Here is a 13,443-nt window from a genome sequence, read left to right as displayed (position 1 = left end):
TCGTGCTCCGGCACAGGCCCTACCGTGGAATCGAGAAAGCGCTTTCTGACTCTCGCGGAGGTCATCCGATGCTCGTGCTCCCGGTTCCCGGCGGCGGGCTCGTGAACTGGTCGCCGGCCGGCCCGCCGCGGCCCGCGCCGCCGGGCACCCCGCCGTCGTCGCGGATCGCCTACGCCGCCGTGCACGTCGTCGCGGACGCGCTCGCCGACGAACCCGGCGCGATCGACTGGGACACCACGCTGGCCTTCCGCGAGCACGTCTGGGCGTGCGGGCTCGGCGTCGCGGAGGCGATGGACACCGCGCAGCGCGGCATGGGTCTCGACTGGGCGGCCACCCAAGAGCTCGTGACGCGCACCGGCGCGCTCGCCGGGGGCCGCCGGTGGTGCGCCGGCGTCGGCACCGACCAGCTGCCCGCGGGGCCGGCCACCCCGGCGTCCATTGTGGACGCCTGGCGCGCGCAGCTGGACCTGGTCGGCGGCGCGGGCGCGGTCCCGGTCGTCATGGCGAGCCGGGCGCTCGCCGCGGCGGCCAAGGGCCCCGACGACTACCACGCGGCCTACGGGAAGCTGCTGTCCGAGGCGAGCGGGCCGGTCCTCCTGCACTGGCTGGGCGAGCAGTTCGACCCGGCGCTGGCCGGCTACTGGGGCCACCACGACGTTCGCGCGGCCGCCCGGGAGCTCGCCGCGCTCTGCGCCGAGCACGCGGGAACGATCGCCGGGGTGAAGGTCTCGGTGCTGGACGCCGAGGTCGAGACCGAGTTCCGGCGCGCGCTGCCCGCCGGCGTCGCCTGCTACACCGGCGACGACTTCCACTACCCGCGGCTCATCGCGGGTGACGAGCAGGGCCACAGCGAGGCCCTGCTCGGCATCTTCGACCCGATCGCCCCGGTGGCCGCGGCCGCGCTGGCCCGTCTGGACGACGGCGACCGCGCCGGGTTCGCGGCCCTGCTCGACCCGACCGTGCCGCTGGCGCGCGAGATCTTCCGCGCCCCGACCCGGCACTACAAAACCGGCGTCGTCTTCCTCGCCTGGTTGAACGGTCATCAAGAACACTTCCGGATGCTCGCCGGGAGCGAGTCGGCGCGCACGATCACGCACCTGGCCACGCTGCTGCGGCTGGCCGACGAGGCGGGTGTGCTCGCCGACCCCGACCTGGCCGTCGCGCGGATGCGGCCGTTGCTGCGGGTGGCGGGGGTGGCGTGATGGACCCGCGGTTCAGCCTCAACCAGATCACCACGAAGGCCTGGTCGCTACCGGAGGCGGTGGCGGGCTGCGCCGCGGCCGGCGTCGGCTGGATCGGGCTGTGGCGGGACAAGGTCGCGGAAACCGGCGTCGACGCGGCCGCGCGGCTGCTGGCGGAGCATGGGGTGCGGGTTTCGTCGTTGTGCCGCGGCGGGTTCTTCACCGGCGTGACGCCGGAAGGGTCCCCTGTGGACGGTGTGGCGCAGACGCGCGAGGCGATCGACGAGGCGGCCGCGCTGGGCGCCGGGGTGCTCGTGCTCGTCGTCGGCGGGATTGCGGGCAACGACCTCGCCGCGTCCCGGCAACGGGTCGCGGACGCCGTGGGCGAGCTGGCGCCGTACGCGGGTGAACGCGGTGTCCGGCTCGGCTTGGAACCGCTGCACCCGATGCAGTGCGCGGACCGGTCCGTGCTGTCCACTGTGGACCAGGCGCTGGCGATCGCGGCCGAGCACCCGGCCGGGCAGGTGGGGGTGATCGTCGACGAGTTCCACGTCTGGTGGGACCCGCGGATCGAGTCGTCGATCGCGGCGGCCGCCGGCCGGATCGCCGGGTTCCACGTGTGCGACGTGCTGGTGCCGCTGCCGGACCCGCTGCTGGGGCGAGCACTGCCGGGCGACGGCCCCATCGACCACCGCCACCTGCGCGCGGCGGTCGAGGCGGCGGGGTATGCGGGCCCGATCGAGGTCGAGGTCTTCAACGCGGACTTGTGGGCCCGGCCGGGCGCGGAGGTGCTCGCCGAGACCGTTGCGGCGTTCGAGCGACACGTGGCCTGACCACGTCAGCACCCTCCGACAGGACGCCAAGGGCTGCCGGCCGATCGCCCACCGCCACCTCGCGCGGCGGTCGCGACCGCGGGATACACCGGCCCGATCGAGGTGGAGGTCTTCAACGCCGACCTGTGGGCCCGGCCGGGCGCGGAGGTGCTCGCCGAGACCGTTGCGGCGTTCGAGCGACACGTGGCCTGACCCGGTCCGCCTGGCGGTACGCTGGAACCACCAGGCGGACGGGGTCGCTCGATGAAACCAGACGACGACGGGTCTGTCCGCAGCGTGCTCCGCGCGTTCGACCTGCTCGCCCTCTTCACCGAACACCGCCGGATCTGGGCGGTCAAGGACCTCACCGCCGCCAGCGGCCTGGCGAAGACCACCGTGCTGCGGCTGGTCGCCACCTGTGAGCAGCGCGGCCTGCTCTGGACCCGGCCGGACGGGCGGATCACCGTCGGGCCCGGGATGCTCCGGTGGGCGCAGCTGGCGAACACCGCGTGGCAGCTGCCCGAGCCCGTCCGCCAGGTGCTGCGCGAGCTGGCGCGGGAGTGCCGCGAGACGGCCGGCCTCTACGTCCGCAGCACCGGCGTGCTGGTCTGCGTGGCCCAGCAGGAAGGCCCGCTGGCCATCCGGCACGTCGGGCGCGTCGGCGACGAGCTGCCGCTCGGGTTCGGGGCCGCCGGGCGGGTGCTCGACGGTGCCGCAGGAGCCGCGGTCAGCCACGGCGAGCCGGAAGCCGGCGCGTCCAGCGTCGCCGCGCCCGTGCACGACGGCGACGGGCGCGTCTTGGCGGCGCTCGCGATCACGGGACCGAGCAGCCGGTTCGGACCCGCCGAAGTCGCTGCGTTTACCGAAGCCGTCGCCGGTGCCGCACTGCGGATATCGCAGATCGGCCTCGGGACGCGGGCGGAATAGGCCACAGTCATCGGGGATCCGGTGGGTCGTTGGTTAGGCTCCCCGCATGCCGAACCTGCTGGTGGTGGAAGACGACGCGGCGATCGGCAGCGTGCTCGAATCGACTCTGCGACTGCACGGTTACCAGGTGTGCTGGCGCCGCGACGGCCGCACGGCCCTGCAGGCCGCCGAGGCCGGCGAATTCGACCTGGTGCTGCTCGACCTCGGCCTGCCCGACCTCGACGGCGTCGAGGTCTGCCGCCGCCTGCGGACCGCGTTGCCGGCCACCGTGCTGGTCATCCTCACCGCCCGGCAGGAGGAGATGGACGTCGTCGTCGGCCTCGACGCCGGTGCCGACGACTACCTCACCAAGCCGATCCGGCTGGGCGAGCTGCTGGCCCGGGTGCGCGCGCACCTGCGCCGCGGCGCGCCGGCCGGCGCCCGGCCACCGGTGACCGTCGGCGGCCTCACCGTCGACATCGCGGGCCGCCGCGCCACCGTGGGCGGCCAGGAGGTCGTGCTGCGGGCGAAGGAGTTCGACCTGCTGGCGCGGCTGGCCGAGCAGCCCGGCGTCGCCGTCAGCCGCGAGACGCTGATGTCCGAGGTCTGGGACGCGCACTGGTACGGCTCCACGAAGACCCTGGACGTGCACATCGCGGCGGTGCGCCGCAAGCTCGCGTCGGCGGCCGGACCCGGGGTCGAGGTGCCCCGGATCGCCACCTTGCGGGGCCACGGGTACCGGCTGGAAGACCCGGCCCGGACCGTCGCCGAAGGGTAGCCGTGCGCCGCCGGATCATCTCCCTGACCATGCTGGCCGCGCTGGTCGCGATCGTGCTGTTCGCGCTGCCGCTGGGCATCGCGGTGATGCAGTACTACCGCGACGACACCAAGGGGGACCTGGAGCGGGCCGCGGACACCGTCGCGCTCGCCGTGTCGGGCGACCTGACCGCCGGCCGGACACCGATCCTGCCGCCGCGCGACCGGGCGGACGACGAGGTCGGCGGCGTGGTCGGGATCTACGGCCCGGACGCCCGGCTGATCGCCGGGAACGGCCCCGCCGTCGGCGGCTCGGTCGAGCGGCAGGCGGCGAGTGCGACCGTGGACGTCGTCCTCGGCCGTGAAGACGACGAAGTGGTGCTGGCGGTGCCGGTGATCAGCGGCACCCGGGTGACCGGCGTGGTCCGCGCGGCGCTGCCGATGGCGGAGCTGCGGATGCGGGTCGCGCTGACCTGGCTCGGCATGGCCGGGCTCGCGGTCGCGGCGATCGGGGTGAGCTGGCTGCTGGCCCGGCGGTTCACGACCCGGCTGGTCCGGCCGCTGGAGGAGCTGGCCGCCGCGGCCGGGCGCCTCGGCGACGGCGACTTCACCGCCCGCGGCCCCCGGGCCGGGATCGCCGAGATCGACCGGGTCGGCGAGTCGCTGGACGCCACCGCGGTGCGCATCGGCGAGACCCTCGAGCGCGAGCGCGCGTTCTCCGCGGAGGCGTCCCACCAGCTGCGGAACCCGCTGACCGGGCTGCGCCTGCAGCTCGAAGCCGCGTTGGAGACGCCGGCCGCGGACCCGTACGCGGCGATCCGCGCCGGGATCGCGTCCGCCGACCGGCTGGAACGCACCATCGAGGATCTCCTGGCGCTGGGCCGGGAGCGCCGGGCGCCGCAGGCCGAGCTCGACCTCGACGCCCTCCTGGAGGAGATCCGGCAGGCGGGCGAGGCGGTGCTCGGCCCGCAGGGACGCGCGCTGCGGATCACCCGCGAGGACCCGCCGACGGCGCGGGTGGCGGCCGCGGCGGTCCGCCAGGTCCTCGGGGTGCTGCTGGACAACGCGGCGACACACGGCCGCGGCACGGTGACGGTGCTGGCCCGCGACGCGGGCGACGCGCTGGCCATCGACGTCGCGGACGAAGGCCCCGACCTCGGCGAAACCGACCCGTTCGCGACGGCGCCGTCCGGTCACGGCATCGGGCTGCGGCTGGCCCGCAGCCTCGCGGAGGCCGAGGGCGGCCGGCTGCGGCTGAGCCGGCCGGACCCGCCGACGTTCACGGTGCTGCTCCCGGCCGGTCAGCGGAACGATTCGCCATGATTCGTGCGCGTTGTGCAATGAATCACTTGTGATTCATCTGTACGCGCAATGTTCCCCTGTTTTGCGTGCCAGGAACGGCAGATACCGTCGTCGGCATGAATCTGCGGGCCGCGACGGTGCGGCGGAAACCGGTCGCCGATCTGGTCGCCGAAAGTGATCATGGCGCGTTGAAGCGGTCGCTCGGGCTCGGGCAGCTCACGACGCTGAGCATCGGCGCGACGCTGGGCAGCGGGATCTTCGTCGTGCTCGGCGAAGCCGTCCCGGTGGCCGGGCCGGCGGTGGTGCTGTCGTTCGTGCTCGCCGGCATCACCGCGCTGTTCTCCGCGCTCTCCTACGCCGAGCTCGCCGGCATGATCCCGCTGTCCGGTTCGTCCTACTCCTACGCGTACGCGACGCTCGGCGAACTGGTCGCCTGGGTCTGCGGCTGGTGCCTGGTGCTCGAATACGGCGTCTCGGTCGCCTCGGTCGCCGTCGGGTGGGGGCAGTACCTCAACGAGCTGCTGCGGCTGGCCTTCGGCTTCGCCATCCCGGACGCGCTGAGCCAGCCGCCGGGGTCGGGCGGGATCGTCAACGTGCCCGCGATCGTCGTCGTGGTGCTGGCGATGTTCCTGCTGCTGTCCGGCGCCAAGGAGAGCGCGCGGACCAACGCCGTCATGGTCGCGGTCAAGATCGGCACGCTGGTGCTGTTCTGCGCGATCGCGTTCACCGCCGTGCAGGCGAAGAACTTCACCCCGTTCCTGCCGCTCGGCCTGGCCGGGATGAGCGCCGGTGGTGCGAAACTCTTCTTCTCCTACATCGGGTTCGACGCCGCGTCGACCGCGGGCGAGGAGGCGAAGAACCCGCAGCGCGACCTGCCGCGGGCGATCCTGCTCTCGCTCGGCATCGTCACCGTGCTCTACTGCCTGGTCGCCGTGGCCGCCGTCGGCGCCCTGCCGTGGCAGCAGTTCGACGGCCAGGAAGCCGCGCTGTCGCACGTGCTGAGCGTCGTGTCGGGAGACCCCTTCTGGGCCGGGCTGCTCGCCGTCGGCGCGATCGTGGCGATCTCCAGCGTCGTGCTGACCGTCCTCTACGGACAGACGCGCATCCTGTTCGCGATGTCCCGCGACGGCCTGGTGCCGAAGTCGCTGTCCAAAGTGGACGCCAAGTCCGGCTCGCCGCGGATCAACACGCTGGTCGTCTCGGCCTTCGTCGCCGCCCTGGCCGCGTTCATCCCGCTCGGCAAGCTCGCCGACGCCACCAGCATCGGGACGCTGTTCGCGTTCCTGCTCGTCAACATCGCCGTCCTGCTGCTGCGCCGGCGCCAGCCCGACCGGCCGCGCTCGTTCCGCGTGCCGTTCTCGCCGGTGACGCCGATCCTCGGCGTGCTCTGCTGCGGCTACATGATGTTCAGCCTCGACGGCGCCACCTGGGTCGTCTTCGGCGGCTGGATGGCCCTGGGCCTGCTGATCTACTTCGGGTACGGGATCCGGCGGTCGAGGCTGGCATGAGGGTCGCGATCCACCAGGGCCCGGTCGACGCGCTGCCGGACGCGGTCCGCGCGGCCGGCGCCGACCTCGTCGTCACGGCCGAGATGAGCACCACCGGCTACCACATCGGCGCGCGGACGCACGAACTCGCCGAGCCCGCCGACGGACCGACGGCGGCGAAGATGTCCGCCCTGGCGCGGGAAACCGGCACCGCGCTGGTGTACGGCTACCCGGAGTCCGACGGCGGGACCGTCCACAACAGCGTCCAGCTCGTCGACGCGTCCGGCCGGCGGCGGGCCAACTACCGCAAGACACACCTGTTCGGCGACCTCGACAAGGCGTGGTTCACCGCCGGCGACGAGCCGGTCGTGCAGGCCGACGTCGCCGGCGTCCGGGTCGGGCTGCTGATCTGCTACGACGTCGAGTTCCCCGAACTGGTCCGCGCGCACGCGCTGGCCGGAACCGAACTGCTGGTCGTGCCGACCGCGCTCATGAGCCCCTACGAGCTGGTCGCGGACACGCTGGTGCCGGCGCGGGCCTACGAGAGCCAGCTGTTCGTTGCCTACGCCAACCGTTGTGACGTCGAACAGGAGCTGACCTACTGCGGCCGCTCCTGCGTCGTCGCCCCGACCGGCGAAGTGCTGACCCGCGCCGGGGCGGGTCCCGCGCTGATCACCGCTGAAGTCACCCGCGACGCGCTCACCGCGTCGCGGCTGGAGAACACCCACCTGGCCGACCGGCGGCCCGAACTGTACCGAGGAACCACCGCATGACCTCCGCTTTGCCGACCGCGATCCACCACGACCAGCCGGCGGACCGCCCGATCACGATGTTCGGCCCCGACTTCCCATTCGCCTACGACGACTACCTCGCCCACCCCGCCGGGCTCGGTGCGATCCCGGCCCACCGGCACGGCACCGAGGTCGCGGTGATCGGCGGCGGCCTGTCCGGCGTCGTCACCGCGTACGAGCTGATGAAACTGGGCTTGCGGCCGGTGGTCTACGAAATCGCCGAACTCGGCGGCCGGCTGCGCACCGTGCGGTTCCCCGGCTGCCCGGACGACGTCGTCGCCGAGATGGGCGCGATGCGCTTCCCGCCCGCGTCGACCGCGCTGTTCCACTACATCGACAAGGTCGGCCTCGAAACGACGCCGTTCCCCAACCCGCTGGCGCCGGGGACGCCGAGCACGGTCGTCGACCTCAAAGGACAGAGCCACTACGCGCGCACCCCCGAGGACCTGCCCGCGGTCTTCCGCGACGTCGCCGCGGCGTGGGACCGGACGCTGGCCGAGCACGCGTCGTTCGCCGAGATGCAGACGGCGATCCGCGACCGCGACGCGAAGACGATCAAGCGGCTGTGGAACGAGCTCGTCCCGCGGCTGGACCACCAGACGTTCTACGGCTTCCTCTGCGACTCCCCCGCGTTCGCCTCCTTCCGCCACCGCGAGATCTTCGGCCAGGTCGGCTTCGGTACCGGTGGCTGGGACACCGACTTCCCCAACTCCATCCTGGAAATCCTGCGCGTCGTCTACACCGGCGCCGACGACGAGCACCGCAGCATCGTCGGCGGCAGCAGGCAGCTCCCGTTGCGGCTGTGGGAGCACGCGCCCGCGGAGACCGCTTTCTGGCCCGCCGGAACGTCGTTGGCGTCCTTGCACGAGGGCGGCCCGCGCCCCGGCGTGACGAGACTGCACCGGACCGCGCCGAACAACATCACGGTGACCGACTCCGCCGGCCACATCCGGACGTTCCCGGCGGCGGTGTTCACGGCGCAGAGCTGGATGCTGCTGTCCAAGATCGAGTGCGACGAGGCCCTGTTCCCGATCGACCACTGGACGGCGATCGAGCGCACGCACTACATGGAGTCGTCGAAGGTGTTCGTGCCGGTGGACCGGCCGTTCTGGCTCGACCCCGATCCGGCGACCGGCCGTGACACGATGAGCATGACGCTCACCGACCGCATGCCCCGGGGGACGTACCTGCTGGGCTCCGACCCGGACTCGCCCGCGGTGATCTGCCTGTCCTACACGTGGGCCGACGACTCGCTGAAGTGGCTGCCGCTTCCGGTCGGTGAGCGCGTCGAGGTGATGTTGCAGTCGTTGCGCGAGATCTACTCGGGTGTGGACGTCCGACGGCACATCATCGGCGACCCGGTGACGGTGTCGTGGGAAGCGGAGCCGCACTTCATGGGCGCGTTCAAGGCGAACCTGCCGGGGCACTACCGCTACCAGCACCGGCTGTTCACGCACTTCATGCAGGACTCGCTGCCGGCGCGGTACCGGGGGCTGTTCCTGGCGGGCGACGACGTGTCGTGGACGGCGGGCTGGGCGGAGGGCGCGGTCCAGACGGCGCTCAACGCGGTTTGGGGCGTGCTGCACCACTTCGGCGGGGGAACCGATCCGGTGAACCCGGGGCCCGGGGACCTCTTCGAGGACCTCGCTCCGATCACTCTCCCGGACTGAGCGTGCCCCGATCGGGGATCGGCGTCCGACATCGTGCCCACTGCCCTGCCCCACCCCACCTCGCGTGCGACGATGGGACCATGAACACCGAGCCGGCGCCGAGATGGCGAAGACTGGAACCGGACGAACGGAAGGAACAGATCTACGCTTGCGCGGCGCGGCTGTTCGGTGACCGCCCCTACTCCGAAGTGTCCACTTCGGACATCGCCGCGGCGGCCGGGGTCGCGCGGGGGTTGATCAACCACTACTTCGGCACGAAACGCGAGCTGTACCTGGAAATCATCCGCCGCGCGCTAACCGTGCCGCGGCTGGCCGTGGAGATCCTGCCCGACGGGCCGCTCGAGCTGCGCGCCGACGTCGCCATCGAGTGGTTCCTCGACATGGTCACCAGCCAGGAGCGGATGTGGCTCGCCGCCATCGCCCCGGAAGGCATCGGGCGCGACCTCGAAGTCGAGCGCATCCTCGAAGAAGCCGACCGGGAATCCGCCGACCGCGTGCTCGAAGCCGTCGGGCTTTCCAGCGCGAGCGAGCACGGCCCCGAGCTCAACGCGCTCGTGCGCGCGTTCGGCGGAATGGTGAAGTCCGCCGGCCGGGAATGGCTCGTGCGCGGATCCCTGACCCGCGCCCAGGTGCACCTGCTGCTGTCCAAGTCGCTCGTCACGCTCGTCGGCGAGATCTTCCCGGCGATCCAGGCGGAACCGGCGCACCCGAACGGTCCGGAGTAGACCGAAGCCCCCGGCGCCACGAGGGGGAGGAGGGCGCCAGGGGCTCCGGGTCAGCGGGCGAACCGCCGACGCACGTCCACGGTACGCCGGGCCGCTGTCAAGTCGCTGTCAACCCCGATCCGCCCAGTTCGCCGAGTCGGCAGGCCAGCCCGTCGAGGCACCGGCCGACCGCGTAGTCGTACAGCTGTGCGTAGTAGCCCGCCGCGAGGTCGGGGTCGCCCATCAGGTCGTGCATCGCCGCGCCGAGCTCGGCCATGCCCGGCAGGTCGGCCCGTTCGCGGTAGGTGGCGTACTCCTCGGTGTTGTCGATCCGCAGCGCGAGCGCGCCGTCGCGGTCGTCCTCCATCGCGACGAACTGGCACGCCGTCATCAGCAGCAGGTTGTACGCCAGCACGCTTTCGCGGCCGAAGCCCGCCTGCAGCAGCACGCCGACGCCGGCGTCGATGCTGCGCGTGGCCGCTTGGACGGACGGGCCGAACAACGCGAGCCGCCGCGCGCAGCCGGGGTACGTGCGCAGCACTGCGCGCAGCGAGGCCAGCAGTTCGGTGAACCAGTCCTGCCACGGCAGGTCCCCGCCGGGCAGCTCCAGCAGGCCGACCACCCGGTCGACGACGGCGTTGACCACCGCGTCCCGATCACCGACGTGGTGGTAAATCACCGCCGGGTAGGCCTCGACGGCGCGCGCGAGCTCCCGCAGCGTCCAGTTGTCGAGGCCGCGTTCGGCGGTCAGGGTCGTCGCGGCGTCGATGATCCGGTCGGCCGTGAGCGCCGGCAGTCCCGCCGCGGCGCGCGACCGCGGACGCTGGCCCGTGCCCGAGGATGAGGTCGGCATGGGGGGTAACGGTAACCGCACGAGTGGGACCCGTGCCAGCGCCGCGGGGGTACGGCAGGATCGGGGTATGGCACGCGCACAGGCCAACGGTCTCGAGCTCGAATACGACACCTTCGGCGATCCGGACAATCCGCCGCTGGTGCTGGTGATGGGCCTCGGCGCCCAGATGATCACCTGGGAGGACGGCTTCTGCGAGCTGCTCGCCGGGCGCGGGTTCTTCGTGGTCCGCTACGACAACCGGGACGTCGGGCTCTCGACGTGGCTCGACCACCTGCCCGCGCCGGACCTGGCCGCGCTGGCCGCCGGCGACCTGGCGACGGCGCCGTACCTGCTCTCGGACCTGGCCGACGACGCCGTCGGGCTGTTCGACGCCCTCGGCATCGCCCGCGCGCACGTCGTCGGCGCGTCGATGGGCGGGATGATCGTGCAGCAGCTGGCCATCGACCACCCGGACCGGCTGTTGTCGGTCACGTCGATCATGTCGACGACCGGCGACCCCGCGGTCGGGCAGGCCGAGCCGTGGGCGCTGGGGCTGCTGGCGCGCCCGCCGGCGTCGACGCGCGAGCAGGCGCTCGCCGACAGCGTCGAGGGCTACCGGAAGCTCGGCTCCCCCGGCTACCCGGACGACGAGGCGTTCCTGCTGGCCAAGGCGACGCTGCACTACGACCGCGCCCGCCACCCGGTGGGCACGCTGCGCCACGCGGCGGCGGTGGTGGCCTCCGGCGACCGCACCTCCCGGCTGCGCGACGTCCGGCTGCCGGCCCTGGTGATCCACGGCGACGCCGACCCGCTGATCGACGTGAGCGGCGGCAAGGCGACGGCGGAGGCGATCCCGGATGCGGAGCTGCTGGTGGTCCCGGGGATGGGGCACAACCTGCCGCCCGCGGTGTGGCCGGTGCTGGTCGAGGCGATCGGGCGCGTGACGGGTCAATAGCGCGTCAAGATCCGGGGGTCCGGGCGTAGGGAATGTGTCCTGGATCATGCTCGCCGGCCGGGCCGGGGCTTTGCTGGACGGCATGAGTGGTGGCTTCGGGTTCCCGTTCGGCTGTGTGGCGGCGGTGGTCGCGGTGGTGCTGGCGGACGTCGCCGGGGCGACGCGGAATCCGTGGTACGCGCTGGTCACGCTCGGGCTGGTGGTGCTCCTGACCGGCTTCTGGAGCTCGGTCACCGCCGCGATCGGGGTCGCGGTGGTGGCGTGGGCACTGGACTCGGGGTTCGTCCTCGGCCGGGCCGGGGAGCTGCGGTTCGACGCGGCTTCGGCGCTGGCGGCGGGTGTCCTCGCGGCGGCTGTGGTGGCCGGGGTGGCCGCGCACACCGCGCGGCGCCCGGCCCGGGTCCGGATCCCGGCTCCTCGCCGCGCTGCCGCGGTCGACGCGCCGCGAACGGTCAGCCCGGTGAACTGAGGGGTGCCTGGGCGGGATCGGGAGGCTTGCCGCGAACGGTGAGCCGGTGAACTGAAGGGTTTCCTCACCGCGATCGCGAGGCTCACCGCAAACGGTCAGCCCGGCGAACGGAAGGGATTCCTCACCGCGATCGCGAGGCTCGCCGAGGCCGGTGCACGCCGACCACTCGCGCGAGTGACTCGGCGGGCCGGCAAGCGGCACGTCCGCTCCCGCCGGAACACCGCGATGACCTGCGCGAGCCCGCCCCCACCCCAAGCGCCCCACCCCGGTCACCCGCGCCGCGGCTCCGAAGCGCGCCGGGCCGCCAGTGCCGCGATGATCCGCGGCAGACCCGCCGGGTGCAGCGGATCGATGCCGGTCAGCTCCCGCACCCTCCGCAACCGGTAGTCGACCGTGTTGGGGTGGACGTGCAGGCGGGTCGCCGTGCGGCGGCGGTTCGTGTCCAGCTCCAGGTAGGCCGCGAGCGTCTCGAGCAGCTCCGGGTGCGCGTCCAGCGGCGCGAGCACCGCCGCGAGCCGGTCGCGGGCCGCGCCCGGGCGGGTCAGCTGGTACTCCACCAGGACGTCGTCCAGCCGGTACAGCCCCGGCGGGCGCCCGAACCAGCGCAGCACCTCCAGGACCTCCCCCGTCCGCCCGGCCACGTCGCGGACCTCGGACGGCGCCGCCGTCTCGGCCGCGGCCAGCACGTCGACGCCCGCCGCGCGCCCGGCGGTGTCCAGCAGGGAACGCCACTCCGCCACGTCGGCGAGCCGGCCGGCCAGCGGCAGCAGCACCAGCCCGCCCGGCCCGTCCAGCGAAGCCAGGACGCCCTCGCCGCAGGACTGTTCGAACGCGGCCAGGAACCGCCGCAGCTTCCGGCGGACCGCGATCCCGGCGTCGACGCCCGGCGACGCCTCGTCCGCGTGCGGCCCCAGCTCGACGCTCAGCACCAGGTACCGCGCGGGCAGCGTGAGACCGGCGCTGCGGGCGACGCCGTCGACCGGGCCGCCCTCGGCCAGCACCGAAAGCAGCGTCCGGCGCGCGGTGTGCTCCTGCCCGACCTTCGTGCGCAGCTCCTCCAGGTAGCCCCGCGTGACGGCGCCGGTGATGGTGCCGACGAACGCGAGCACCCGGTCGGCGACGTCGAGCAGGTCGGCGACGTCCGCGCGGCCCGCGTCCGCCGACCCGACGGCGAAGATCTCCCGCGCGCCGACGTGGTACGCGGTCAGCACGGCCTCCAGCGGAAAGCCCTCTTCCGCCCGGCGCACCGCGGACGCGCCGATCTGCCGCAGCTCGGCGTCGTTGAGCTGCCGGTCCTCGCGCAGGCTCCGGGCGAACGCGCGCACCGCCTGCCGGGTGATCCGCGCGATGTCGCCGGCCAGCTCCTCGACCGGCAGCCGCCGGTAGTCGGCGACCTGCTCCTGGATGCGCGTCAGCACCCGCGCGATCAGCTCCGGCTCATCGCGGGTCAGCCGCTCGTGGACGCGCTGGCCGCCGAGGATCAGGTCGCCGCCGGCTTTGTGCTCCGTCACAACCGATCCCCTCGTTCTCTGCCCGGATTCCCAGTCAATCCGGCCACCCTCGGTGCCGATGGTGTCA

General features: G+C 73.2%; 13 protein-coding genes. 11 read left to right on the top strand and 2 right to left on the bottom strand.

Features of this window, described 5'->3' with window-relative positions:
* Window positions 1–68 precede the first annotated feature (68 nt).
* The 9 genes from ACZ7OH_RS47820 to ACZ7OH_RS47780 all read left to right on the top strand — a co-directional run bounded on the left by ACZ7OH_RS47820 (window position 69) and on the right by ACZ7OH_RS47780 (window position 9,630).
* Window positions 69–1,202 (top strand): DUF993 family protein, encoded by a 1,134-nt coding sequence (locus ACZ7OH_RS47820; protein WP_470287024.1) that lies wholly within the window; start codon window positions 69–71, stop codon window positions 1,200–1,202.
* Entirely contained in the window at window positions 1,202–2,014 is an 813-nt protein-coding gene (locus ACZ7OH_RS47815; protein WP_470287023.1) for a sugar phosphate isomerase/epimerase family protein, read from the top strand. Before ACZ7OH_RS47820 ends, ACZ7OH_RS47815 begins: the two co-directional genes overlap by 1 nt.
* Window positions 2,015–2,257: 243 nt before the next feature.
* The gene (locus tag ACZ7OH_RS47810; protein ID WP_470287022.1) at window positions 2,258–2,920 is read left to right on the top strand and encodes an IclR family transcriptional regulator; all 663 of its coding nucleotides are present in this window, start codon (window positions 2,258–2,260) and stop codon (window positions 2,918–2,920) included.
* A gap of 46 nt (window positions 2,921–2,966) precedes the next feature.
* A complete protein-coding gene (locus ACZ7OH_RS47805; protein ID WP_400907916.1) occupies window positions 2,967–3,677 on the top strand; it encodes a response regulator transcription factor in 711 nt (236 codons plus the stop codon).
* Between the two features lie 2 nt (window positions 3,678–3,679).
* Window positions 3,680–4,978 (top strand): sensor histidine kinase, encoded by a 1,299-nt coding sequence (locus tag ACZ7OH_RS47800; RefSeq protein WP_470287021.1) that lies wholly within the window; start codon window positions 3,680–3,682, stop codon window positions 4,976–4,978.
* Window positions 4,979–5,073: 95 nt separating this feature from the next.
* Window positions 5,074–6,465, top strand: a complete 1,392-nt coding sequence (locus tag ACZ7OH_RS47795; RefSeq protein ID WP_470287020.1) for an amino acid permease — start codon at window positions 5,074–5,076, stop codon at window positions 6,463–6,465.
* Window positions 6,462–7,217 (top strand): carbon-nitrogen hydrolase family protein, encoded by a 756-nt coding sequence (locus tag ACZ7OH_RS47790; protein ID WP_470287019.1) that lies wholly within the window; start codon window positions 6,462–6,464, stop codon window positions 7,215–7,217. The genes ACZ7OH_RS47795 and ACZ7OH_RS47790 overlap by 4 nt, the downstream gene beginning before the upstream one ends.
* Entirely contained in the window at window positions 7,214–8,905 is a 1,692-nt protein-coding gene (locus ACZ7OH_RS47785; RefSeq protein WP_470287018.1) for a flavin monoamine oxidase family protein, read from the top strand. Before ACZ7OH_RS47790 ends, ACZ7OH_RS47785 begins: the two co-directional genes overlap by 4 nt.
* Window positions 8,906–8,985: 80 nt before the next feature.
* Window positions 8,986–9,630 (top strand): TetR/AcrR family transcriptional regulator, encoded by a 645-nt coding sequence (locus ACZ7OH_RS47780; RefSeq protein WP_470287017.1) that lies wholly within the window; start codon window positions 8,986–8,988, stop codon window positions 9,628–9,630.
* A gap of 97 nt (window positions 9,631–9,727) precedes the next feature.
* On the opposite strand, the gene ACZ7OH_RS47775 is transcribed toward ACZ7OH_RS47780, so the two are convergent.
* Window positions 9,728–10,462 (bottom strand): TetR/AcrR family transcriptional regulator, encoded by a 735-nt coding sequence (locus ACZ7OH_RS47775; protein WP_470287016.1) that lies wholly within the window; start codon window positions 10,460–10,462, stop codon window positions 9,728–9,730.
* Between the two features lie 67 nt (window positions 10,463–10,529).
* Here ACZ7OH_RS47775 and ACZ7OH_RS47770 point away from each other — a divergent pair, with 67 nt between their 5' ends.
* A complete protein-coding gene (locus ACZ7OH_RS47770; protein ID WP_470287015.1) occupies window positions 10,530–11,396 on the top strand; it encodes an alpha/beta fold hydrolase in 867 nt (288 codons plus the stop codon).
* Between the two features lie 34 nt (window positions 11,397–11,430).
* The gene (locus tag ACZ7OH_RS47765; protein ID WP_470287014.1) at window positions 11,431–11,865 is read left to right on the top strand and encodes a hypothetical protein; all 435 of its coding nucleotides are present in this window, start codon (window positions 11,431–11,433) and stop codon (window positions 11,863–11,865) included.
* A 269-nt stretch (window positions 11,866–12,134) separates the two neighbouring features.
* Here the strand turns inward: ACZ7OH_RS47765 and ACZ7OH_RS47760 are convergent, their stop codons facing one another.
* Window positions 12,135–13,376 (bottom strand): PucR family transcriptional regulator, encoded by a 1,242-nt coding sequence (locus ACZ7OH_RS47760; protein WP_470287013.1) that lies wholly within the window; start codon window positions 13,374–13,376, stop codon window positions 12,135–12,137.
* Window positions 13,377–13,443: the final 67 nt, after the last annotated feature.

The sequence above is a fragment of the Amycolatopsis sp. NPDC114478 genome (genome assembly GCF_055633805.1).
This window is presented reverse-complemented; position numbering and strand designations above follow the sequence as displayed.

Bases quoted from the DNA above. Each gene is read 5' to 3' on its own strand.
- ACZ7OH_RS47775 (WP_470287016.1), bottom strand. From the start codon at position 10,462: ATGCCGACCTCATCCTCGGGCACGGGCCAGCGTCCGCGGTCGCGCGCC.
- ACZ7OH_RS47820 (WP_470287024.1), top strand. From the start codon at position 69: ATGCTCGTGCTCCCGGTTCCCGGCGGCGGGCTCGTGAACTGGTCGCCG.
- ACZ7OH_RS47805 (WP_400907916.1), top strand. From the start codon at position 2,967: ATGCCGAACCTGCTGGTGGTGGAAGACGACGCGGCGATCGGCAGCGTG.
- ACZ7OH_RS47815 (WP_470287023.1), top strand. From the start codon at position 1,202: ATGGACCCGCGGTTCAGCCTCAACCAGATCACCACGAAGGCCTGGTCG.
- ACZ7OH_RS47770 (WP_470287015.1), top strand. From the start codon at position 10,530: ATGGCACGCGCACAGGCCAACGGTCTCGAGCTCGAATACGACACCTTC.
- ACZ7OH_RS47790 (WP_470287019.1), top strand. From the start codon at position 6,462: ATGAGGGTCGCGATCCACCAGGGCCCGGTCGACGCGCTGCCGGACGCG.
- ACZ7OH_RS47795 (WP_470287020.1), top strand. From the start codon at position 5,074: ATGAATCTGCGGGCCGCGACGGTGCGGCGGAAACCGGTCGCCGATCTG.
- ACZ7OH_RS47780 (WP_470287017.1), top strand. From the start codon at position 8,986: ATGAACACCGAGCCGGCGCCGAGATGGCGAAGACTGGAACCGGACGAA.
- ACZ7OH_RS47785 (WP_470287018.1), top strand. From the start codon at position 7,214: ATGACCTCCGCTTTGCCGACCGCGATCCACCACGACCAGCCGGCGGAC.
- ACZ7OH_RS47810 (WP_470287022.1), top strand. From the start codon at position 2,258: ATGAAACCAGACGACGACGGGTCTGTCCGCAGCGTGCTCCGCGCGTTC.